The sequence below is a fragment of the Flavobacterium adiutor genome (assembly GCF_048282555.1).
Classification (GTDB): domain Bacteria; phylum Bacteroidota; class Bacteroidia; order Flavobacteriales; family Flavobacteriaceae; genus Flavobacterium.
This window is the reverse complement of the sequence record NZ_CP182487.1, coordinates 289,065-313,425: the sequence shown is the minus strand read 5'-3', so window position 1 is coordinate 313,425 and position 24,361 is coordinate 289,065. Positions and strand designations below refer to the sequence as shown.

Below are 24,361 nucleotides of genomic sequence, written 5' to 3'. Positions count from 1 at the left end.
GTAACTTATTTTTTAAATATTTGCTTTGAATTGCTCTAAGAAACGAACATCATTTTCGTAAAACATACGAATATCACCAATTTGGTATAAAAGCATCGCGATACGCTCTACTCCCATTCCAAAAGCAAAACCATTATATTCATCCGGATTGATATCGCAATTTTTAAGAACGTTTGGATCAACCATTCCGCAGCCTCCAATTTCCAGCCAGCCAGTTCCTTTGGTAATACGGTAATCGGTTTCAGTTTTTAAGCCCCAGTAAATATCAATTTCGGCACTTGGTTCTGTAAACGGAAAGTATGACGGACGCAAACGAATCTTCGATTTTCCGAACATCTCCTTAGTGAAATAAAGCAAGGTCTGTTTTAAATCGGCAAATGAAACATCTTTATCAATGTACAATCCTTCTACCTGATGGAAAATACAGTGTGAGCGTGACGAAATAGCTTCATTACGAAAAACACGTCCCGGAGAAATCGTACGAATTGGTGGTTTGTGATTTTCCATGTAACGCACCTGAACAGATGATGTATGCGTACGCAATAACACATCAGGATTGGTCTGGATAAAAAAGGTATCCTGCATATCACGTGCCGGATGGTATTCCGGTAAGTTCAGTGCAGTAAAATTATGCCAGTCGTCTTCGATTTCCGGACCTTCAGAAACGTTGAAACCGATATTGGCAAAAATATCGATGATTTGATTTTTAACAATCGAAATAGGATGACGTGAACCAATAATAACGGGTTCAGGCGAACGGGTTAAATCTCCAAAAAAGCCTTTTACCTCTTCTTTGCTTTCCAGTTCTTCCTGAATCGTTCTTACTTTTTCTTCAGCAACCGCCTTTAAAGTATTGATTACCTGACCAAAATCTTTTTTCTGGTCATTTGGTATATTTTTGAACTCGGTAAAAAGTTCCTTCAACAAACCTTTACTTCCTAAATATTTAACACGAAACTTCTCTAAAGATTCTTTGTTTTTCTCGTTAAAGGCTTTAGCTTCCTCGATATGTTCTTTTATCTTGTCTATCATTTCCATTCTACAATTGAGGGTACAAATTTAAGGAAAAAAGTCAGATATTAGGTGTGAGAAGTCAGAAGTATTTCTAAAGCTTAAGAATATTTTAAATCTTAATGTAAAATTGCTTTTCTCTCTAATATCTTAAATTATTTTATCACATTAATTTTTCCTTCTATTTCTTTTATTCGTTTTATCCAGTAATCTACTCCCTCTTGATTTTTAACTGTCTCTTTATTATAGTTGGATGAAACTTTGCTTAATTCAACCCCGTTTTTAGTTGAATCCCGATCTTTTTCACTTTTAGTTGACGGTTCAATTCTTGTACGCCAAAAATCCATATTTTTTAAATAGGTTTGTTTTAACTCTTCAAAATACTCTATTAGTTTTTCTTTGGAATTTGGAATATATCCAGGACCGCTGCATCCACAGGAATGAAATGTAATCCCAACAGAATACAAGCTTTTAATGTGTTCCCATTTTTTTAAATCATCTTTTTTAGGCGATTCAAAGTCCAATCCCATATTTGCCATTAATTCACCGCATTGTGGACACTTGGCTTCTAAATCGGATTTACCCTGCTTTATATCACTAAAAAGCCTTCTTTTAAAAGTCTTATGACACTTAAAACAAGCGTAATGAGGTTTATATGAAACTGCTGCGTATCTGCACATTTTCGTGTTTCGATCTAATCGGAAATTAATCAATAAGTTCTCTTTCTAAAAAATAATTCACAATCGCTTCTTTCATCAAAACCGATTGTTCCCCGGCTTTTAATGCTGGTAATTGCTCTTTTACTTTGTAATGCGGCCATCCTTCTTCGTCAAAATATTCGAATTCATAAAATCCGTAAGGCTCTAGTAATCTGCAAATGGCAATATGCATCAGGTTAAGCTTTTCATCTTTTTTGAATTCGCGATGAACTCTCCCCAGTTCCTGAACTCCAATCAGGTAAATTATGGCATCCAAATCTAAATCTTCTCCTTGCGAAAACTTATTGGATAATATATCGACGAGCTTTTCCCAGCGCTCTTTTAGTTGTGTATCCCTTGACATTATGATTTGTGATTTGTGATTTTAGACTACATATTTCAGATTGTTTCTAATCTGATTCTGTTTTAAACTCTAAAATTATTACTGCAAAGATAAGGAGTTGAAATTTGAGAACATATCCCTGATAAATTCTTTTATATTTGCGCCTCAATAAAAACAATATAAACATGAGTTTTTTCGATATCATTTTAGGGGCACTTTTAGCCTTCAGTTTATATAAAGGCATAAAAAATGGTCTTTTTGTAGAAGTTGCTTCTTTTATTTCTTTACTGTTAGGAATTTATATAGCCATTAAATTCTCTTCTTTTCTAAAAAACATCATTGTCAAATATGTTTCCTGGAATCCGAACACGGTGCAGGTTACCGCTTTTATTCTGACTTTTATTTTAGTAGTAATAGGCGTTTATTTCTTAGCCAAAATTTTAACCGGAATAGCTGATTTTGCTTATTTAGGATGGATCAACAAATTGGGCGGAGGCTTTTTCAGGGTTTTGAAAACCGTTTTGATCGTAAGTATTTTTATAGCGCTGTTTGAAAAAATTAATTTCAACCACACTTTTGCTAAAAAAGAAACTTTAGATCACTACATTTTTTACAATCCGATTAAAAAAGTAGCCGCTTTTGTATATCCTTCGATTGAAAAAGGATATGAAAGACTGAAAAAAGCGAATGCTGAGGAATCATCGGAAAAAGTATAATTTGCTATTCAGTCCATAGTACTTAGTGAAGAGTAATTAGTCCAGGATACTTAACTTTTAAGCTTTCATTCAAATTGTAAACTATATTTTATTGCGCCGATAATCATTATAATACAAGTGTTTTAAAAATTCTTCAAAAGCATTTCCCACAGGTATAAAGTCTTCCTCGTTTCCAATAAAAGGCATTATTCCAAATTGAAATAGGCTTTCTCTCTTATCTAGAACAAACATCTCGTTTCCTCCATCACTGCCTAAATAAATTGCCCAAAGAAAAAATTCACCACAATACATTTCTGTATATTTCACAACTTCTTCCAATCCTATTAATTGCAGATATGATTGACCAAGAGAACCGTCATAACCATTTGTGATTAATAAAAAGTCTCTATAGTCTTGCGGAAATTTTATATTTAGTTCTTTTTCAACCTTTGCAATTGCTTGGAGATCTGTTGGTCGATTAAATGTATTTTTCTCTATGTAGTCAAATTCAGATTGAGGATCAGAAAAATATTTTTTAATAATTTCTTCCATGAAATGTTAAGTTAAAAAGCTGAACCCTTAAAATAAATCGAATTTAATGGCTCTAATTTGGTACCTGAGGAAACAGATTTTTCAAAATAATCAGCATCATTCCGATTACATTTATCGATGAAGTGGTCAATAGAGTAATCAGCACATTCTCTGAAAGGTTCAACTCCAGATTGTGATTGAAATACAAAATTGAGACGACAGCTGCCAGCCAAAGGAAAATAATAAATGAGAAGATATAGGTAAGATATCTTCTTAGCATTGTGTCTTCTAAAAACCTGCCCACTTTTGCATTTCCCAGCCTGTCTTCGAGAATTTGATTTTGAATACGGGCATTATCAATATCTATAGGTCTGACTGCTGCACTATTTTCAATAGAAATCTGGCTTAAATTGAGTAAAGACATTTTAGGTAGAAATTGGTTTTAACTTCGTTTTATAATGCTCAAAAATATCTTCATCAGAAATAACAGCATTAGAATCCTTGCGATATACTTTTTGCCATGGTGTTCCTTCAATATGGGTTAAGGCACTTAAATAAACACCATCAAACCTTCCGTAAGTGTCCCAGATTTTGTCTAAAAACTTTTCATCCTCAGCTGTGATTTTTTCGTTTTTGGTAGCATTTGGAATTTTCTCTGTAATTTTTTCTTTCTTGTATTGCTTTATGCTATAATACAAAGAAGGAAAAACAGGGCCGAAATCCCATGCAATCGGATTTTCATCAATCAGCCTTTCCTTTTTATCGGTAAGGGCCAAATACCAGCCATATGCAATATAAGTAAGCTTGATTATTTTCATAGGAGTAAGATCTCCGTTTTTGGAATACTTCTCTATGAAATAATTAGCTACTGTTGTTGGATTGTAAGACATAATTATAAAGATATATTTATCAAAGTTAGTTAAAATTAGGTTGCCTTACAATTATGGATTCTATTGTTTTGTTAATCAGAAGAGTTATTAAAACAAAATAGAGATAACTAACTTAGCTATCTCTATTTTATATTACCAGTCTATCGCTGCTTTCTGTCCTTTTTTCAATGTGACAATTTGTTTTTTATCACCGCTGATTAAAGTTGTTTTTCCTCCATTTTTAGAAAAGACTGTTACTTTTTTTACTGCTTTGTTACTCCATTCCATTTCGATTTCGAATCCTCCTCGGGTACAAAGCCCTTTTACAGAACCCGTTTCCCAATCGTCTGGAAGAGCAGGAAGTAATCGGATTTCGTTTTCATCAGACTGAACCAGCATTTCGGCTACTGCTGCTGCACCTCCAAAATTTCCATCGATTTGAAATGGGGGATGTGCATCGAATAAATTCGGATAAGTTCCTCCACCTCTTCTTGGCTTTTCTGTTTTCTTCCCATCAGGATCAACGTAACGTAGTAATTCACGGTACATTTTATAAGCTCTGTTTCCGTCCAAAAGTCTTGCCCAGAGATTGATTCTCCAGCCTTTTGACCAGCCTGTGGTTTCATCCCCTTTTATCTCTAAAGTTGTTCTGGCAGCATTGGCCAAGTCAGGTGTTGTTAAAGGCGAAATATGATTGCCGGGAAACAATCCAAATAAATGAGATTGGTGACGGTGTTTCGGTTCTTGGTCTTTCCAGTCAAAATACCATTCTTGTAAATTTCCAGCTTTACCAATTTGGTAAGGATATAATTTTGAAAGTGCCTTTTCAAGTTTCGTTCTAAATTCAGCATCTGTATTTAAAACTTTAGAAGCTTCAATCGCATTAGAGAAACACTGCCTAATCATCGCTAAATCAGCACTACCACCATACAAAGTAGCCCCTACATAACCACTCGGAGTTATATACATATTTTCGGGAGAAGTAGATGGAGAAGTAATTAAATAACCATTCTTATCTTCAACTAACCATTCTAAACAAAATTGTGCTGCTCCCCGCATTAAATCATAACCTTCATTTTTAAGGTAATTTAAATCCTGAGAAAATAAATAGTGTTCCCAAATATGCGTACTCAACCAGGCACCTCCCATATTCCAACAAGCCCAGTTAGGATCTCCTCCACCAAAATTTCCAACAGGATTACTCATCGCCCAGATATCAGAATTATGAGCCACCGCCCATCCATTCACCCCATAAAATGTTTTGGCTGTTATTTTACCGGTTTCTGAAACATTTTTTATAAAACTCAAAAGAGGCCGGTGTAGCTCAGAAAGATTGGTATTTTCTGCCAGCCAGTAATTCTCCTGAACATTGATGTTTGTGGTATAATTACTGCTCCAGGGCGGTCGCATGTAAGGATTCCAAATACCTTGCAGATTAGCAGGAACACCTAATGTCCTTGAACTACTTATAAGTAAATATCGTCCGTATTGAAAATAAAGAGTCTCTAAATTTTTATCTTCTTCACCATTTGAATAGCGCAATAAACGCTCGTCTGTTGGCAAATTAGGAGCCGTTGTTTTTCCTAAGTCTAAACTCACGCGCTTGAATAATTTTTGGTAATCTAAAATATGAGCTTTTTTTAATGACGTATATGATTTAGAAATAGCTTTCGTCATATTTTCAGCTGCAATTGCCTTATCATCTAATCCTTCTGTACTAGGATTTTTATCAAAACCATTAAAACTTGTAGCTATAGCAACAAAAATCAAAGCTTCCGTTGCATTTTTTACACCAATTTTATTATCCGAAGTGATAACAGTACCACCTGTATTTTTAATTTGAACCAAACTGGTAAAACGAGTCCCTCTATTTTCATCAAAAAGGACTGGATTATCACTTTTAACATAACTTGGTTCTGCATGATACGGCGCATAACCATTAATTTTTAATTGGTTATTACTAGTATCCGTTTTAAATTTCAATAAGCTTTCAAAATCTATTAAAAAATTTAGTTTATTCTTTTTATCAGCTGTTACCTTAATAACCATGATTTGATCAGGGGCTGAAACAAAATATTCACGGGTGTATTTTACATTGTCAATTTCATAATTTACTTTAGAAACGGCATCATTTATATCTAATTCCCTATAATAATTAGTGGCTTTAACACCCTCTTTAAAATGCGAAATATGCAATGTCCCGAGTGGCGAAAAAGACTGAGAATAAGATCCTTCTAATTTTTTATTTAACTCATCCGCTAACTTATAGTCTTCATTCTTCAATGCTTCCCTAATAGCAGGTACATTTTTATAGGCCTCAGGATTCATATTGGCATTTACGGGTTCACCCGACCAAAGCGTGATGTCGTTCAAATAAATTTTATCTGAATTTACTCCGCCAAAAACAGTCGCACCCATTTTTCCATTTCCTAAAACGAGGCTTTCCTCAAAATATTCAGCAGGCTGATTGTACCATAAAACATGACTGGATTGAGCTGTTGCATTCTGGAAAAAAAAGAAGAGTCCGCATCCAACGATTATTTTTTTAATGAAATTAGAATTCATTTACAAGGTTTTTTGATTTAACTTAACGTATTGTCCATTCAGATTGGATGTGCAATATAATACCTTTTTACAGTAATTAGGCCTTCAATCCTACCAGTTCCTGAAAACACTCATAATGCGTGAGTTTTTTCTTTTCTAAAATTAGCATTTCGTCAGAGTTCATTGAACTTCTTTTGAAGCAACTGCCAAACAGTAAGGGTATCCCGGCAAAGAATATAACGAGAGAATTTATACTCTTGCCGTGATAGTGCATCACGAATTATTTACTTACCTGATATTTTTCATTTGCTGTAATCATTTCCCAATTATCGGTTCTAAAAGGCGAAGCCGGAAATTTTTCTTTGTTAAAGAGATTGATCTGTGTATCATCATCTGCCCAACCGTAATGCACTGCAACTGGATTCTGAACCTGATCACTTGAAACAATAACTTTGTTGTCTTTGATTATCGCTTTGGCGGAATGAAAAACTTTGTCAGCACCTGCAATTTCAAATCCTTTTAATTCATTATTATTTGGCGTCGATAGTCCACTACCGATGTTATCGAAAGTCAGAATAATTTGACCTCCTTTTATTTCCTGAGATTTATAAGTTGGTCCGCTGTGAACTCGTTTTTTACCATAAATGCTGTTCATTGCAATGGCGGCCAAACGCAAACCAACGTCTTGTTTGTTGGTTGGATGAATATCTTTTGCATTACCAATATCAGTTGTAACGGCCATTCCTGTATTGGGTACTTTTAAAGTTTCAGATTGTGCTTCGCGAAGTTCTGCCCAACGGCTTCCTTTTTTGCTATTGCCTCCAAATTCATCAAAAGTGGACAACTGAACAAAATAAAAAGGAAAATTGCCTTGGTTAAATTTAGTTCGCCAGTCCTGAATCATTAACGGAAATGCTATTTTATACTGATTGGCTCTCCAAACATTCGCTTCTCCCTGATACCATAAAACGCCCTGAATTGCAAATGGAACCAACGGATTTACCATAGCATTGTATAATAATGAAGGATAACTGTTTGGCGATAACGCTGTTTTTACAGCAATTACTTTAAATTTCCATTTCCCGTCAAGCGGAATGATTTTAGTTCCGAGAGTGAGTTTTAAGTCGAAATCTTCTCCATAAATTCCGCCACCTCCTCCGGTATCGACAATTCTTACTGAGATTACGTTTGTTCCTTCTCTTAAAACATTAGCCGGAATGGTATATACTCGTTTAGTATCATAAACTGTGTTTTTCCCAACCTCGATTCCATTTACATAGGTGATATCTTCGTCGTCAATTTTTGCGAGACTTAAAACGGCTTTACTTTTGAGATCTTCTGCTGAAAGTGTTATCGTTTTTCGCATCCAGACCACACCGTCTAAATTGCCCAAAGGCTGGTTTTCCCATAAACCTGGCGTATTTAATTCTCCCCAATTTGAATCATTGAATGTTGTTTCTTTAAAAGAACCTTCATTATCTGTATTTACCGGATTACCCTGGATTTTTTCGACTCTTTCTTTCATTTGTACAGCATACAGCTCTGAAATAGAATCTACATTCATCACCGGCAGATCGGCTATCAGGGCTTTAAAATCAGGACTATTTTGAAATGCTTCACGACTTGTCCAGGTTTCTACATTGGTTCCTCCCCAGGAGGTATTGATGATTCCTATTGGAATTTTTAATTCTGAATATAATTTTCTGGCGAAATAATAACCGACTGCTGTAAAATTGCCTACATTTTCTTTGCTGGCTTCTTCCCATTTCCCTTGTTTTAAATCGTCTTTTGGAGTTCCGCTTAAATCCTGCACAACACCAAAATGACGAATCATTGGATAATTGGCATCTGCAATTTCTTTTTCAGCATTCATTGTTTTGGAAACCTGAAACTCCATATTCGATTGTCCGCTGCAAATCCAGACTTCTCCAACTAAAATATTTTTGATGGTAATTTTATTTTTTCCAATAATGATCAGTTCAAATGGGCCGCCTGCTTTTTCTGGACTTAAATTTAATGTCCATTTTCCGTTTTTATCGGCTGTTGTTTTTTTGATTTGTTTGTTAAAACGTACTTCGATACTTTCGTTTGCATCGGCAAAACCCCAAATCGGAATTTGCTTCTCTCTTTGAAGCACCATTCCGTCAGAGAATATTAAAGGCATTTTTATATTAGCATTGGATATTACGCTAAATATCAATAAAATAAAAACAATAAAATTTTTCATTTTTTATAATTTAAATATTATAAACCATAAAAGTGATATAAATAAATTTAAGCGCAATGAAAAACAAAAACTCAATTTAACTTATATCACTTATATGGTTTTAAAAAAATTTTCCTATTGTAATCCTTCTTTTAAAGCATTTAAAGCTTGTGTATCGAAGACGGTATTAGTGGTTCTGTTTATGATTCCGAAACCATTGTTCCCCAGGCTCCCCTCGTCCCAATAAAAAGGCAATAATCCGTTTGCTTTTGCTGTTTTGACTACCATTTTTAAATAATAGGCTCTCGAATTTAAATGTAAAGTCAAAGCGTCTCCCGTTAAAGTGGTTCTGCGAATGGCTCCGAATTCTCCCAATAAAACCGGAATTCCTTTGTCTACAAATTGGGTTTTCATCAATTTGAAATTCTTTTCCAAATCGGCTTCTTCACCCCAGGTTGCATTTCGTTCCATATCGGTTGTCGAATGGAAACCATTTCCCCAATAATAAAACATTTTGCCCCAAGTTTCATCTTTCGTTAAACCGGCAAAATTCCACGGAGAATAATAATGTACTTCGACCATCATTCTTCCCGTCGCTTTATCTGTTGGTAATGCAGTCATTAATTTGTTTGTTTTTTCAATATCTGTTGTTGGTCCCTGAACTACCAAAACACGAGTTGCATTTTTCCCTCCTGTCGAACGAACGGCATCAATAAAAGTTTGGTGATATGACATTAAAACAGCCATTTGAGTGGCATCTTCAACCGCTGGTTCATTGGCGCTTGCAAAAAGTAAATGTTCGTCGAAACTTCTTAAATGTGTTGCAATTTGTTCCCAGAACGCTTTTTGTTTGGCATTGTTTTCTACTTTTTTAGCTTCGGTTATATTATTTTCCAGCCAGCCTCCATCCCAGTGAATGTTTACAACAACATACATATCGTTATCAACACAATATTGAACCACTTCTTTCACGCGGTTTAACCAATCTGTTTTGATTTTTGCTGTTGCGGCATTTTCCATGTTTTGATTCCAGGAACACGGGATTCTGATCGCATTAAAACCGTTTGCTTTTACGGCATCGATTAAAGCTTTTGTTACCTTCGGATTCCCCCATGCGGTTTCGCCGCCGATTGCTTCTAAAGTATTCCCGATATTCCAGCCTAATTTTATTTTGGCTGCCAATTGAGACGCTGTACTCGACATTCCAGATGCATCGGCTGCAATTGGATTTGTATTGTAACTTGGATATAACCCAACTGTTTCCGGAACTATTATTTCTGCTGTTTCTTTGTCTGAACTGCAGGCAAAAACGCCTCCAAAAAAGATAAAAAACATAACAGTTATTAAGTAATCTTTGATTGTTTTTTTCATTTTAAACTTAAGGTTTAGTTTATTTAATTTAAATCATACAAGTGATGTAAGTAATTATAAGTTTGGCTTTAAATGAACTTATATAGTTTAAAAGAATTACTTGATTGTTACTATGATTTCTTTTTTGATATCTCTTGAAGAATTCCCCACATTTAAGGTGTATTTTCCCGGCTCCACTGTCCATTTTTTAGCAGTAACATCATAATAAGCCAATTCTTTTACTGGAACTTTAATAATTATTGTTTCTGAATTTCCAGCTTTAACTTCAGCTTTTTTGAAACCTTTTAGTTCTTTTGCGGCACGTGTAACTTTAGAATCAGATTTTGAAGTATAAACCTGAACTACTTCTTTTCCGTCTACTTTTCCGGTGTTTTTAACGTCTACAGAAACTTCGATTACCTCATTTTGACCGTAAGACTCTTTGTTTGTTTTTGCATTTCCAAAAGCAAAAGTCGTATATGATAATCCGTAACCAAAAGGATATAATGGGGTAATATTTTTAGTATCAAACCAGCGGTATCCTATTAAAAGCCCTTCTGAATAATTAACTGTTTTGTCTCCTGGAAAACTGTTTGTTGCATGTGCAGGAGAATCTTTGAGTTGTTTTGGCATTGTCCAGGGTAATTTCCCTGACGGATTTACTTTTCCTAAAATCACATCTGCCAAAGCGTTTCCTCCTTCAGAACCATTGAACCAGCTCCAAACCAAAGCAGACGATTTTTGGCTTACTTCGTTAATATCAAAGGGAGCGCCTGCAATCATCACCACAATTGTTTTTGGATTTACGACCAATACTTTTTTGATTAATTCTTCCTGTCCAAATGGCAAGTGCAAGTCTCTTCTGTCTGAAGCTTCAGTTTCATAATCACGGTTAGAACCTGCAAAAATGATCGCAACGTCTGAGTTTTTAGCTGCTTCTACTGCTTCCTGAACTTTTGTATCATCTAATTTGTCAATTGTAACTGGTCCTGTAGAAGTAATATTTCCTAAATTTCCTTTGTTTTTTTCTTCATAACGCTCTAAATATCCTTCAGCATAATTGATTTTGATCGAAGAAGGCAGTCTGTTTTTAAGACCTTCAAGAGGCGTAACCTCTCTTTTTGTTTTTACTCCAGCTCCAAATCCGCCCAGAGCATTTTTCTTAGTTGCATTGTTTCCAATTACGGCAATAGATTTTACTCCGTCTAATTTTAATGGCAATGCATTATTTTCATTTTTTAACAATACAATTGCTTCTGCAGCAATTTTGTAGGCATCTTGGTAATGTGCTTCTGTTGCGATACTCCCTTTTGCACGCTCGCCTCCGCCCATTGCTTTAATATGGAATAACCCGCGTAAAATACGTTTTACGTGAAGATCAATTTCTTTTTCTGAAACTTCACCCGATTTTACTGCAGCAATTAATTTATCTGCTAAGAAAAATTCGTTGAAAGGTTTTGGCGTTCCCATTTCAATATCTAAACCATTTTTTAATGCTTTTCCTGTCGAATGCACCGCAGCCCAGTCTGAAACGACAATTCCTTTAAATCCCCATTCGTCACGAAGGATTTTGTTCAGCATATAATCGTTTTCACATAAATATTCACCTCTGAATTTATTATAAGCTCCCATAATACTGTATGCTTTTGCTTCTTTTACACTAGCTTCAAAAGCGGGAAGGTAAATTTCGCGAAGTGTGCGCTCATCAATTTGCACATCTACAAAATCACGATTCGTTTCCTGATTGTTTGCCGCATAGTGTTTTACACACGCCATTACATCTTTTTCCTGCAAACCAACAACCAAAGGCACGGCTATTTTTTTGTTCAAAAACGGATCTTCAGACATATATTCGTACGTTCTTCCTCCCAGCGGTGTTCTCACCATGTTGATTGCTGGCGAAAGTAACATGTCTTTATCTCTTGCACGCAATTCCTCTCCTAAACTGGTCCCGAAAGTGTGTGCCATTTCTGCATTCCAAGTTGCTGCCAAAGCACCACCAGCTGGATAATAGGTTGCAAAATCGTTTGTCCATCCTGCTGGTGCCCAATTGTCTCTGGAAATTTCCTCACGAACTCCCAACGGGCCATCAGCCATTTTTAATTCTGGAATTCCTAGACGTTTTACGCCTGAATTGGCAAACATGCTGTTACCATGAAGCATTCCAACTTTTTCTTCCAATGTCATCTGAGAAATCAGTTTATCGATTTCAGCATCATGTTCTGTTCCTATTTCTTTTCCAACGTATTCTTCGGTCTCACCCGAATTTGAAGCTAAAGTTTGTGCATCGTTTTTACAAGAAGTAAACAATGCCAAAACAACCGCTGACAACATGATCATTTTATTTTTCATAGATAGTTAGATTTTTTTAGACTTAAAGATTTCGACTCCTCACGTATCATCTGTAAATCCTATTATAGTATATTGTTTGTGGTTTTTTGTTTTTAGGTTTATTGCTTAATCAAATTGAGCATGAAAACATCATTTTCATTGATTTTTAATTCTCTGCTGAATGATCCTTTTTCGTTAATTGTAATTCTTTCTGTTGCAATTGGCGCTCCGGTATTTTTTTGTTTTAAAGAATTCACCTGTTCGCGTGTCAACTGACTTGGTTTACTTAAAGCCAGATAATCTGCGTAAACGTCATTTACTTTATAACCGACTTTGTAAATTTCCAATACATATTTTCCTTTCTGCATTCCGTCAACTTCAATTTTGACTTTTCCTTTTTCTTTTGATGGAAGGTCTTTAATGTAATATGTCTGATTCAGTTCTTTATCACCCGGATGTGTATTGGTGAAGTCCCATAATAAAACTTGCACATCGCCTTTAGCATTTTTTGAAGCCCAGGAAGTTTTATCTGAATTTTGAAGTTCTGTTTCTCCCAATTTATTCAGTAAATAATAAGAGAAATAAGCAGGCTTTTTAATTCCCTGCGTATTTAACAATCCGAAACCGCCATGAAAAGGTGTAAATCTTGGCCCTGATTCTTCAAAAATATCCGTAAAAACCCAATATGACATTGAGTTTGCCGCGTTGCCAACTTGTTTTAATTTCTGCAAAATATACGCTGCCGAATGATAGCTGTCGTGAATTGGATCTGCAGGCGTGTATGAGGAACTCCATTCTGTATAATGCAATTCCAGATTTGGTTTAGCCGATTCTGTAATCTGTTTGCGTGAATTTACTACTTCGCCGCTTACGCTGAATTCGTCTTTGCTTAAAATTGTTCCAGAAGTTCCGAATTCGTCCAAATAACCATTTTTTACCCCGTAAGCATGTGTCGAAATAAAATCGATCGGTAGATTATTCTTGTCGCAAAAAGCAATTGTTTCTGGAACCCATGCCGCACCCGCTGTTGCAGGGCCTCCAACTTTATATGCAGGATTTACAGATTTTACACCGCGAACAGCGTAATCATATAATTTATAATATTCGTCTTGTGTACTGCTCCAAAATCCAGGTGAAAGATTGGGTTCGTTCCACACTTCAAAATACCAGGTTTTTACTTCTTCGTCTCCGTAGCGTTCTTTAAAATGCTGAGTTAAATTTCGAACTAAATCTTCCCATTTTTTATAATCTTTTGGAGGCGTTACATTTCCCTTCCACCAAAAAATAGTTTCTTTTCCGCTCGCTAAAGCATTCGGCATAAAACCTAATTCTACAAAAGGTTTCATTTTCAGACTTACAATAAAATCGAATAGAACATCAACATATTGGTAATTGTATTCTGGATTTCCTTTTTCGTCTTCACGGTAAACCGCCATATCATCAGTCAATAAACCATGAAAACGAATGTATTTAAAATCACATTCTTTTTTAACCATTGCTAATTGCTGCTGCCAGTCGGCTCTCAAACCTTCGTTAGCTCTTCCGGCACCAATGCATTCTTTGAACATGGTGTTTAGTTTTCCTGCTTCTTTCTTATAATCAACTTTTATCGTTCGGCTTTCATTTTGCCCAAACGAATATATTGAACTAAATAAAACTCCTGCTAGTATTAAAAGTTTTTTCATCTGAAAATGTTTTTTTGTTATCCTAACAGGTTTCCAAAACCTGTTAGGTATTTATTTTACCCAATCTAAAAGCTTTTTTAATTGTGATGAGATATTTTTGATACCTAACAGGTTTTGGAAACCTGTTAGGATACTAAATCTAAATAATTATAGTTTTTTAAATCTCACAACTCCACCGCCGGCACCGCCTAATTTCAATTGTAATTTATCTGAAGATTTTACTGTTTTCTTCGAAATTGCAACCGCTTCTGGATTGTGTGTTTGATCTGTTCCTTCTGCATCCACATAAATCTGTGCTTCGTAAGTAAGATTTGGATCTAAAAATGACAATGAAACCTCAACATTTCTAGGTTTTTCATTGGTTAAAGTTCCCAAGTACCAATCAGCGCTGTTTCTGTCTTTTCTTACTGTTGTGATGTATTCACCAATTTTTCCTTCTAAGATTTTTGTGTCTTCCCAATCTGTCGGAACATCTTTTAAGAATTGTAAAGCTGGTTTTCCTTCGTAATTTTCTGGAAGATCGGCTAACATTTGGATTGGAGAATAAATCGTAACGTACAATGCCAATTGCTGTCCCACTGTTCCCTGAATTCTTTTTCCTGGATAACCTTGTTTTACCTCAACATCAAAAATTCCAGGTGTGAAATCCATTGGTCCAGAAAGTAATCTTGTAAACGGAATAATACTTAAGTGGTTTGGCGGATTTCCTTCGCTCCAGGCATTATATTCTTGTCCGCGTGCTGCTTCTCTCGAAACCATGTTTGGATACGTTCTTCTTTCTCCAGTATCTTTAATGGATTCGTGGTACAAAACGGCTAAATCATATTGTGCTGCTTTTTCTAAAATGTATCTGAAATAATTCACTCCAAACTGTCCGAAATGCATTTGTTTCATGTTCAGTTTAGAACCTACGTGACCAATTTTTACAGTATGAATTCCCAATTTTTTGTATAAGGCAAAACCTTCATCAACTTCTTTTAAATAGTTAATTAAGTTTGAACCTGTTTCGTGGTACCCAATTAATTCGATATTCTTTTTCTTTCCGTATTCCACTACTTTTTCTAAATCGAAATTATCAGCACTTTTTGTAAAGCTGAACATGTGCATACGGTTTTCGTACCAACCTGGCGTCCAACCTTTATTCCATCCTTCGATTAGTAAATGGTGGAAACCCTCTTTTGCTGTAAAATCAATATATTCTTCAGCGTGTTTGGTAGTTGCGCCTTGTTTATCGCTTTCCCAGAAAGTATATTTCCCAATGTGCATTCCCCACCAAATACCTAAATATTTGTAAGGTTTGAAATAACTGTTTGTATTTTTTAATTTGTTTGGTTCGTTTAAGTTTAAAACCAAATAAGAAGTAATCAATTCTCCCGGATTTTCTCCAATTTGAATCGTTCTCCAGGATGAAGTAAACGAATCTTTTACACGAACTTTTACTCCATCTGCCCATGGCACTAGATCTGATTTTAATTCGGTTCCTTTTGTGTTTACCAAAGTCATACTGGCAAAATCGTACAAATTTGCTTCGTGAAAACTTAACGCTAATCCGCTTTTGCTTTCAATTGTCAATGGTGTTAAAACGGTATCCAATGTACTTACCGGCGCATCTTTGAAAAGATATTCATCGCGGTTTTCTCTATTAGCCGGAATCCACCATGCTTTTCCGTCTTCTTTAAGATTGAAAGTTGTTTTTTCATCCATGATGAAAATACTGTCTTTTACATTTTGTTTTGGATACACATATCTAAAAGCTACTCCATCATCAAAAGCACGAAACTGAATTTGTAATTTTCTTTTGTTTCCTGTTTTTTGCTGTAAATCAACCACCAATTGATTGTAGTGATTTCTGATGTTTTTCTTTTCTCCCCAAACTTGTTCCCAGGTTTCATCAAACGTAGAAGTTTTGGCTCCTTTGATTTCGAAATTGGTGCTTAAATCTTCGTTCCCTTTTAATACAAATCCCATTTCTGATGGAGAAATCACTTCGGTTTTTCCATGAGAAACAGCATATTTTGGAGCGTTTTTCACCAACTCAAATTTGATTTTATTCTTTCCGTTAGGCGATGCCAATTCGTAAACGCTTTTTATTTTTTGGCTGTAGCCTATTGCTATCGAAAACAATACGGCTGGGAGAATTAGATAGTTTTTCATGTTTTTTGGTATTATGTTTTTCTGCCTAAATGCTGGCGATTTTTTTTAACACATAGAATCATAGTTTATTGAAATCTTAAAAAAGGCGTTTCACTTGTTTAAATTCATATAGCTTCTATGTGTGAGAAACTAGTTTCTTTCCAATTCCTTTTATTAGCAACAAAAACCTATGTTTCTATGTGTTTATTTTTTTGCCACTGATTAAAAGGATTAGAGAGGATTTTTTTTCTCTCGCAGATTTTATTCTAATCTTTTCTAATCTTTTAATCTGTGGATATATTTTTTCACCACAAATTCCGCAAATTATCACAAATTCAATTCGTGGAAATTCGTGCAATTTGTGTTTAACTTTTTATTTCGCCCACTCCGTTTTAAAAGTAGTTTTTCCGTTTAATGGATTTGTTGTTACATCAAATTTGTTTCCGTTTTTGGACACTTTTATTTCTTGTACAGCATCTCCATTTGGCAAAAATACTTTGGCTGAAGCCGAAGTTGTTTTATCGCTAGCGAATACTTTTAAGGTCAGTTTGCTCCAATCCATATCTTTTGTTGATTGTGCTAAACCGATGTGTGGCAGTGCAGTTCCGTCTTTAACTAAAACTACAATTGGCACTTCGCCCGCTTTAATTTTATGCCATCCAGATTGATAGACTTTTTTAGTTTGGTAGTCAATCCAGGTTCCTTCCGGAAGGTAAACGTCTCTTTCTTCAACTTCTTCAAAAAGTGGTGCCACCAACATGCTTGATCCGAATAAATATTGATTATCCACTAACCAGGCTCCCGGATCGTTTGGATACTCTACAAATAAAGCGCGCATCATCGGCAATCCTTTTTCTGAACTTTCTTTTGCCTGAGCGTAGATATAAGGCATTAATTCGTAACGCATATTATCTGCTTTTCTAAATCCCTCCAAGAATTCTTTGCTATATAACCAAGGCTCGCGTGGCGGTTCTCCGTGACTTCTTACGTGAGAAGTGAACATTCCAAATGGCGTCCATCTTCTGTAAATATTCTCAGGAGATTTAGTTGCGAAACCTCCAACATCATGGCTCCAGAAACTGAATCCGCTTAATCCTAATGAAAGTCCGCCGCGCAATTCTGCCGACATTGCTCCGTTTGAAGTTTCGGCATCTCCACCCCAATGCAACGGATAACGCTGACTCCCTGCCCAAGTACTTCTGGCCCAGATTAAAGTATATCCTTTTTCTTTCTGCGTGATTTCGGCAACTGCTTTGTTGTATCGTAATGGATATAAATTGTGTTCATAGAAACCAGTTCTTCCCGAGTGGTAAATTCCTTCTGGCGGTGCTGCTTCTCCAAAATCTACTTTGAAAACCGCAACTCCTTCGTCAAATAACTTTTTCAATTTTCCCTGGTACCACGAAATCGTTTCAGGATTTGAGAAATCTAAAACGGCATCTTCATAAGGCAGATTTCCTTTTCTGTCCCTTACTGCCAGGTTTTTATCCATAATTTCTGGAAATAAAGTATTTTTTGGCGTGAAATAAGGTAATTGCCAAAGACAAACCTGGAAACCGTCTTTTTTCAAATCAGACATCATTTTGGTAGCATCTGGGAAACGAGATTTTGCAAACTCGTAATTGTTTCTCCAATCGACATCAAACCAGCCCGTATCAAAATGAATTACGTCTGTCGGGATTTTGTACTTACGTAAATCTCTAGCAACATCACGTCCTTCTTTTTCAGAAAAATAAGTAATACGGCTCATCCAGAAACCGAAAGACCAAAGTGGCGGCATCGCAGCTTTTCCAGTGAGATTGGTATATTGATCTAAAATGTCTTTTGGTTCTCCGATAAAGAAAAATAAATCGGCTTCGTCATCTCCAATGTACATTTCGTTTGCACTTGAGAAATATTTCCCAAAATCAACTGTAATGGGTGTTGAATGATGCATGAAAACGCCGTAACCTCGGCTGCTCATATAAAACGGAATGGGTTTGTACATGGTTTCATTTTGGATTCCGTTGGCATCATCTGTCCATAAAACAACTTTTTGACCACGCTTGTTGAATTGTGTGAAGGATTCTCCACAACCAAATATTTTTTCGTCTGGTTCTAAGCTGAAAGCCGCACCCATACTTCTGGAATAATCGCTGTTTCTGCGAACATAAGAAAACGGAAGCGTTGGTGTATACGTATTTTTAAAATCGGTATCGTGAAGTGTGCTTGTCAGCAGTTTTCCTTTTTCATCGTAGATTTTTACGTGCCAGGGTTTTGTCAAAATTTCAACTTTCCCATGTTTACTAATATAACTATGACCGCCTTCAATTTTAGCATATTTCCATAATTCAGGATGATTGGGAGCCACTCCGTCAACCAGCATTAGAGATTCCTTTTTCGGATTAAATTGTGGTCCAGAAGTCGCTTTAAGACGAAGGGTTCTGTCTGAAACAAACTGAATTTCGAATGGCAAAACAGGAGATTCTGCATATTCTGTTGTCGGGAATTCGTTTGCTTTTTCCACATCAGGTTTCATCATCATGTTGTTGAAAGCCTGACGTGTTTTATAATTGTATCTCAAATATTTTATTGTTCCTTTTCCTGTTGCAGGATCAAAAGAGGCCAATTCATCAGCAAAATAAAAAGTATTCAGATAGTTCTGAAAATCTTTACTGATATCGATTGGTGCGTTCAGTACATCTGCGTTCTGAATTTGAGCTGATGCTTTTGGTGTCGAAACAAATCCAAGCATAAAAGCTGAAAACAATGTGGTGAGTTGTTTGTTTTTCATGAGTTAATAATTATAGATGTTAGTTTCTGCTAACAGGTTTCCAAAACCAGTTAACTATTTTGTTTAATATCTTAATAAAAATCTATTCATACCTAACAGGTTTTGGAAACCTGTTAGGATAGCGTAACGTATTATTCTGCTGTTATTACAATTATAGCCGGTTTTAGTCCATTCGCTTTAGCGGTCAATTCCAATCTTCCGAATTTATCTCCAGACTGAACAATGACCAGACATTTTCCGGCTAAAGCCGTATGTTTTGTTCCTTTATAAGATTCATGACTCACCGGATCACCACTGCAAACACCTACGATTTTTCCGTTTCCTTTTAATGAAAAATGGATTTCGTTATTCGCATTTGGAGTCAGAGTTCCATTAGCATCTAAAATGTCTGCTGTTACAAATGACAAATCATTTTTATCTGCTTTGATGGTACTTCTGTCCGCAGTCAATTTCAATTGCGAAGGATTTCTGGTAGTTTTGATTTCTTTTTCTAAAACCACTTTTCCATTTTTACGAGAAATGGCTTTTAAGGTTCCAGCTTCAAAAGGGATTCGCCACATTACATGTAAATCGTCTCCTTTTTTACTTCTTTTTCCAACTGATTTTCCGTTTACAAAAAGTTCTACTTCATCCGCTTTATTGTAGTATGCCCAAACATCAACGGTTTGTCCGTCTTTCCAGTTCCAATGTGGAAAAATATGAAGAACCGTTTTATCTGTCCATTCGCTTTGGTACATATAATACACGTCTTTTGGGAAACCGGCTAAATCGACAATTCCGAAATACGAACTTACCGATGGCCATTCGTATGGAGTTGGTTCTCCAATGTAATCGAAGCCAGTCCAAATGTACATTCCAGAAAGAAAATCGTATTTTTTAACCACTTTCCAAGTTGCTTCGTGCGTGGATCCCCAAGGCGCCTGAACCTGATCGTATGCCGATACCGTATTTCCTGGATTTCCTCCTGTAAATTTAAGATCCCATCGTACCGGCCATTTTTTGATCGTATCTGAAACGGCATCATAATATCCTCTTGTCTGCAAACCTGAAGTGGTTTCAGTTGCTATGAAAGGAGTTTTTGGAAAGTTTTTTTGATGATATTCGAATGTTTGATGCGCATAATTGTATCCTATTAAATCTAAAACTCCCGATCCAGCAAGCGGATTAATCGAAACATTGTTTTTCTCGAATTGTAAAGTCACTTCATCGATATTCATATTTACAGGCGGATTCATTCCTGCCGTAATTGGTCTTGTTTTATCGTATTGACGAGTAATTGCCGCTAATTCTTTGGCAATTTCAATGCCTGTTTCATTCCATTGTTCCGGAATTTCATTTCCGATACTCCATATAAAAATACTGGGGTGATTACGGTCACGACGCAATTGATCGATTAAATCTTGTTTGTGCCACTTGTCCCAATCATTTGCATAATCGTATTTGGTTTTGTTTTGCTTCCACATGTCAAAAGCTTCATCCATGACAATGAAACCCATTTTATCACATAGATCTAAAAGTTCCGGAGCGGGAGGATTGTGAGAAGTTCTGATGCCGTTTACACCCATTTCTTTCAAAATCTCCAACTGACGTTCTATGGCGCGCGTGTTGATTGCAGAACCCAACGGCCCTAAATCGTGATGCATGCAAACACCTTTTATTTTGACTTGTTTTCCATTTAAAATAAAACCTTTGTTCAAATCGAATTTAAAATCTCTGATTCCGAAGGAGGTTTTGTATTGATCTATGATTTTATCATCAAACGAAATTTCGGTAACTGCTGTGTACAGTTCAGGATTTTCATCTGACCATAATGCAGGATTTTCAACTTCAGCCGATTGATTTACAATTTGATTTCCGTTTGCACTGATTGTTATATCTTGAGTAACCGATGTTACTTTGGTATCTTCTTTAAAAATAGTTGTCGTTACTTTTACCTTTTTATCTTCTTTATATTGATTTTTAATCGTTGTTTCAATATTTACAGAAGCTTTTTCGGCAGTAACTTTTGGAGTCGTAACATAAGTACCCCAATTTTCAACATGAAGTTTATCTGTGGTTTCAAGCCAGACATTTCTAAAAATTCCGGAACCTGAATACCAGCGTGAATTGGGTTGTTTTGAATTGTCAACCTTAACAATTATTTCGTTGGTTTTATCTCCATAATTTAAATATGGCGACATATTATACTGAAAACCAATATATCCGTTTGGACGTTTCCCTAAATAATGGCCGTTTACCCAGACTTCGCTGTTTCTGTAAACACCGTCAAAAGTGATGGATGTTATTTTTGTGCTGTCTTCTGCAGCAACTTTGAATGTTTTTTTATACCAGCCTAAACCTCCGGTAAGCGATCCGCCTCCATATCCGGCGGGGCTTTTTTCATTGAATTTTCCTTCGATGCTCCAGTCGTGAGGAACATCTAAAATTCTCCATTTTGTAGAAGTTCCTATAGTATCTTTATCAACAAGACTATCATTTAGATGAAAACTCCAATCTGAATTAAAAGAGACTTTTCGGTTTTCAAAAGTATCTTCTTTTTTACTACAGGAAAACAATAAAAACATCACAGAAAAAATCAGTACTGAAAGTCTGTTCAGAAATTTAAATTTGGTTTTCATAGATAGTCGTTTTGTGGTTCTTATAACAAATATAAACATACCGATAGGCATCTGTATCGATCACCTACCGGTAGTTTGCTTTTTTTATACGATATTATGGTTTAGGTTTGTAATGAAAAACAATCAAACAAACGCCTTCGCCAGTTCTGCTTTGATTACGAATAACCGCCAGACGCAGTGAATTTTCTTTAAGTTCAACTACTTTTACACTGTACCAAATAGCGCAATCTGCATAATAATCTCCACCATACAGCATCTCAACACCTCCATTAAAAATTAATTTATTATTAGCGATTTCAAAACTATAAGTTCCTTTTTTAGTTGTCTGTACATTACTGCTAATCGCTGTTTGTTTTACGGTAGTATTATAACCTCCGTCTAAATCAAAATACATTTCTCCCCAATCTTTGTTTGGCATAATCCATGAGTTACTTGCATAATCCGGAAACCAGTTCCAGTTGTCTCCAGATGCTGCAGGATAATCTAAACCAGCCCAGCCTACCGGATCTATAAAGTCTAAAACCCAAGTTTTACCCGCTACTCCATTGGTAAGCATCGCCCATTTCGGATCATTAAAATAGGTTTCGTCATTTTCTTCCACATTGACTTCTACCGGTGCTGCATCTACAGAACCTCCTCGGGTATATGCTGTAAAATAAACGGTATACTTTCCTGCAAAAGGAAATGTAATTTGATCTTCCGATTTATTAGAATGTCCTAATTCATTGCCACTTGCATCTACATATCTCCAATACGGAATTACTTCCGGATCTTGATTTTTTAGGATCACTATGTTTTTGTTTGTAGTGTTTTGTGTAACCGAAAACTTAAGTGTTGACGGTGTTAAAGTTATTGCTGGCAAACTTTCGCGATCTTCTACCGGCTCGCATGAGAATAATAATGAGCTTAGGCTTATTGCAGCTATTAAAATATATAATAAACGTTTCATAATCTTTGTTTTTAGTTAATTACCAACCTGGATTTTGTGAAATAGTACCATTTGAAAGAACTATTTGTGATTGTGGTAATGGGAACCAGCCTAAAGTTTCTGTTCTAAATGTTACATTAAATTGAGAATCAGTAGCGTCAGGATTATTAATCTCAGCTTTAGCTATATCCATTCCTTGTCTGATTAAATCGAAATAACGTAATCCTTCCAGAGCTAATTCTAGCTGGCGTTCTTTCATGATCGTCGCTTTATTAAAGTTCTCCACAGTCAATCTGTGGTTTGTATCTTTAAAAGCTCTGTCACGAACTCTGTTTATATCTGTCAAAGCCAAAGCTTTATTTGTATCAAAATTCAATTCGGCAGCCATTAATAAAACATCTGAGAAACGAATAATAGCATAATCCTGGTAGTTATCAATTTGGAAATTTCCTCCGTTGGCTTCCACAATACTTGTTCCGGCATCGTTATTAATTGGGCAATATTTTTTCCAAGCATATCCTGTGTACTGACGTTGTTCTCTTGCTACAGGATCAAAGTTTAAAGGTTGTCCTTTATATGTTTCGGTATTAAAATTAATGATGGTAGCATCTCTACGTGTATCTCCAGATTCGTATGCGTTATATAATTTAGGATTTACGGTTGCTCCCCCCCATCCTGTAGCATACGGACCAATTGCGCCTCCACGAGGAGCAATATTTACCTGAAAACGGTTTCCTTCGTTCAAGTTCCAATCACCTTTTCCTGAACCATTAAAACGGACAGCCCAAACCATTTCTGTGTTATCTTCTCCGGCAAATTTATCAAAAGATGCTGCCAGCCAAAGATTAGCAAAATCATCAACTAATCCGTGACCACTGTTGTCAACCACATCATTAATATACGCAACAACTTGCGCTTTAGTAACAACTCCAGCTAAGTCTGCCTTTTTATAATAATCGGTGTAAAATAAAAATGTTCTTGCCAAATACGCTTCAGCGGCCCATTTTGTAATACGTCCGTAATTGGCATTTCCTGTTTGAGAGTAATTGTCATTATTTAAATTATCTGAAGCAAATTTTAAATCATTAGCTATCAAAGCATAAGTCACTTCTGCCGATTGTCTTGGTAATAAAAATTCGCTTGACGAAATAGTATGATCTAATGGTACGATATCTCCAAACATTTTAGCAGCCATAAAATGAAAATGCGCTCTTAAAAAACGGGCTTCTGCCTCGTATCTTGTTTTTAGCGCTGTGTCTGATCCCCAGTTTACTTTATCAAGATTTTCTAATAAAATATTGGCTCTGTAAATTCCCAGATAAGCATATTTCCATACATCAGCATTCATTTCTTTATTCGAAACAAATAAAAATCTATCCCATTCTATATCTGTCTGTGCATCGGCAATACCATATCCTCCAAAACAATCATCAGAAGCCTGCTCAGTAATCAATAATGGTCCGCCATAAGCTTCACGCTGCAGTACATCATAAACGGCAACCAGTCCTGAATAGGCATCGGCAGGAGTTTTATAAAAATTCTCTTCTACTTTAGTTGTAGAAGGTTCTGTATCTAGAAAATCATCTGAACATGCTCCTAAAACAAATACGCTTGAGACAACAAATAATTTTATATATTTTTTCATC

17 protein-coding genes are annotated in these 24,361 nt (G+C 35.8%); 1 reads left to right on the top strand and 16 read right to left on the bottom strand.

All coding sequences use genetic code 11. The features are described 5' to 3' along the window. Nucleotides 1–12: 12 nt before the first annotated feature. The 3 genes from pheS to ACNC7R_RS01210 form a co-directional block, all read right to left on the bottom strand. On the bottom strand, nt 13–1,032 hold the full coding sequence (gene pheS / locus ACNC7R_RS01220; RefSeq protein ID WP_025572187.1) for a phenylalanine--tRNA ligase subunit alpha: 1,020 nt from the start codon (nt 1,030–1,032) through the stop codon (nt 13–15). Nucleotides 1,033–1,166: 134 nt separating this feature from the next. Next, complete coding sequence (locus ACNC7R_RS01215) at nt 1,167–1,724, bottom strand: hypothetical protein (RefSeq protein ID WP_417939175.1); 558 nt, start codon at nt 1,722–1,724, stop codon at nt 1,167–1,169. Further along, nucleotides 1,717–2,073, bottom strand: coding sequence for a hypothetical protein (locus ACNC7R_RS01210; protein WP_417939174.1), 357 nt, complete (start codon nt 2,071–2,073; stop codon nt 1,717–1,719). The genes ACNC7R_RS01215 and ACNC7R_RS01210 overlap by 8 nt, the downstream gene beginning before the upstream one ends. Nucleotides 2,074–2,237: 164 nt before the next feature. Between ACNC7R_RS01210 and ACNC7R_RS01205 the strand changes: the two genes are divergently transcribed. Next, nucleotides 2,238–2,768: a CvpA family protein gene (locus tag ACNC7R_RS01205; RefSeq protein WP_417939173.1), complete on the top strand. Its 531-nt coding sequence runs from the start codon at nt 2,238–2,240 to the stop codon at nt 2,766–2,768. A gap of 81 nt (nt 2,769–2,849) precedes the next feature. On the opposite strand, the gene ACNC7R_RS01200 is transcribed toward ACNC7R_RS01205, so the two are convergent. From ACNC7R_RS01200 to ACNC7R_RS01140, 13 genes are all read right to left on the bottom strand, one after another. Then, on the bottom strand, nt 2,850–3,299 hold the full coding sequence (locus ACNC7R_RS01200) for an SMI1/KNR4 family protein (protein ID WP_417939172.1): 450 nt from the start codon (nt 3,297–3,299) through the stop codon (nt 2,850–2,852). Between the two features lie 52 nt (nt 3,300–3,351). Next, nucleotides 3,352–3,702, bottom strand: coding sequence for a hypothetical protein (locus tag ACNC7R_RS01195; RefSeq protein ID WP_417939171.1), 351 nt, complete (start codon nt 3,700–3,702; stop codon nt 3,352–3,354). Between the two features lies 1 nt (nt 3,703). Then, nucleotides 3,704–4,168 (bottom strand): Panacea domain-containing protein, encoded by a 465-nt coding sequence (locus ACNC7R_RS01190; protein WP_417939170.1) that lies wholly within the window; start codon nt 4,166–4,168, stop codon nt 3,704–3,706. 132 nt (nt 4,169–4,300) lie between these two features. Continuing rightward, nucleotides 4,301–6,712 carry a glycosyl hydrolase family 95 catalytic domain-containing protein gene (locus ACNC7R_RS01185; RefSeq protein WP_417939169.1) on the bottom strand — a complete coding sequence of 804 codons (2,412 nt, stop codon included), beginning with the start codon at nt 6,710–6,712 and terminating at the stop codon, nt 4,301–4,303. Nucleotides 6,713–6,971: 259 nt separating this feature from the next. Next, nucleotides 6,972–8,918 carry a sialate O-acetylesterase gene (locus ACNC7R_RS01180; RefSeq protein ID WP_417939168.1) on the bottom strand — a complete coding sequence of 649 codons (1,947 nt, stop codon included), beginning with the start codon at nt 8,916–8,918 and terminating at the stop codon, nt 6,972–6,974. 114 nt (nt 8,919–9,032) lie between these two features. Beyond that, nucleotides 9,033–10,268, bottom strand: a complete 1,236-nt coding sequence (locus tag ACNC7R_RS01175) for a glycoside hydrolase family 5 protein (RefSeq protein ID WP_417939167.1) — start codon at nt 10,266–10,268, stop codon at nt 9,033–9,035. Between the two features lie 96 nt (nt 10,269–10,364). Next, nucleotides 10,365–12,599, bottom strand: a complete 2,235-nt coding sequence (locus tag ACNC7R_RS01170; RefSeq protein ID WP_417939166.1) for a glycoside hydrolase family 3 C-terminal domain-containing protein — start codon at nt 12,597–12,599, stop codon at nt 10,365–10,367. 98 nt (nt 12,600–12,697) lie between these two features. Continuing rightward, complete coding sequence (locus ACNC7R_RS01165; RefSeq protein ID WP_417939165.1) at nt 12,698–14,263, bottom strand: GH39 family glycosyl hydrolase; 1,566 nt, start codon at nt 14,261–14,263, stop codon at nt 12,698–12,700. 147 nt (nt 14,264–14,410) lie between these two features. Continuing rightward, a complete protein-coding gene (locus tag ACNC7R_RS01160; RefSeq protein WP_417939164.1) occupies nt 14,411–16,417 on the bottom strand; it encodes a glycoside hydrolase family 97 protein in 2,007 nt (668 codons plus the stop codon). Between the two features lie 352 nt (nt 16,418–16,769). After that, nucleotides 16,770–19,169 (bottom strand): alpha-xylosidase, encoded by a 2,400-nt coding sequence (locus ACNC7R_RS01155; protein WP_417939163.1) that lies wholly within the window; start codon nt 19,167–19,169, stop codon nt 16,770–16,772. Between the two features lie 131 nt (nt 19,170–19,300). After that, nucleotides 19,301–21,787, bottom strand: a complete 2,487-nt coding sequence (locus ACNC7R_RS01150; RefSeq protein ID WP_417939162.1) for a glycoside hydrolase family 2 TIM barrel-domain containing protein — start codon at nt 21,785–21,787, stop codon at nt 19,301–19,303. 94 nt (nt 21,788–21,881) lie between these two features. Then, nucleotides 21,882–22,736, bottom strand: a complete 855-nt coding sequence (locus tag ACNC7R_RS01145; protein ID WP_417939161.1) for a hypothetical protein — start codon at nt 22,734–22,736, stop codon at nt 21,882–21,884. Between the two features lie 19 nt (nt 22,737–22,755). Further along, nucleotides 22,756–24,360 carry a RagB/SusD family nutrient uptake outer membrane protein gene (locus tag ACNC7R_RS01140; RefSeq protein WP_417939160.1) on the bottom strand — a complete coding sequence of 535 codons (1,605 nt, stop codon included), beginning with the start codon at nt 24,358–24,360 and terminating at the stop codon, nt 22,756–22,758. Nucleotide 24,361: the final 1 nt, after the last annotated feature.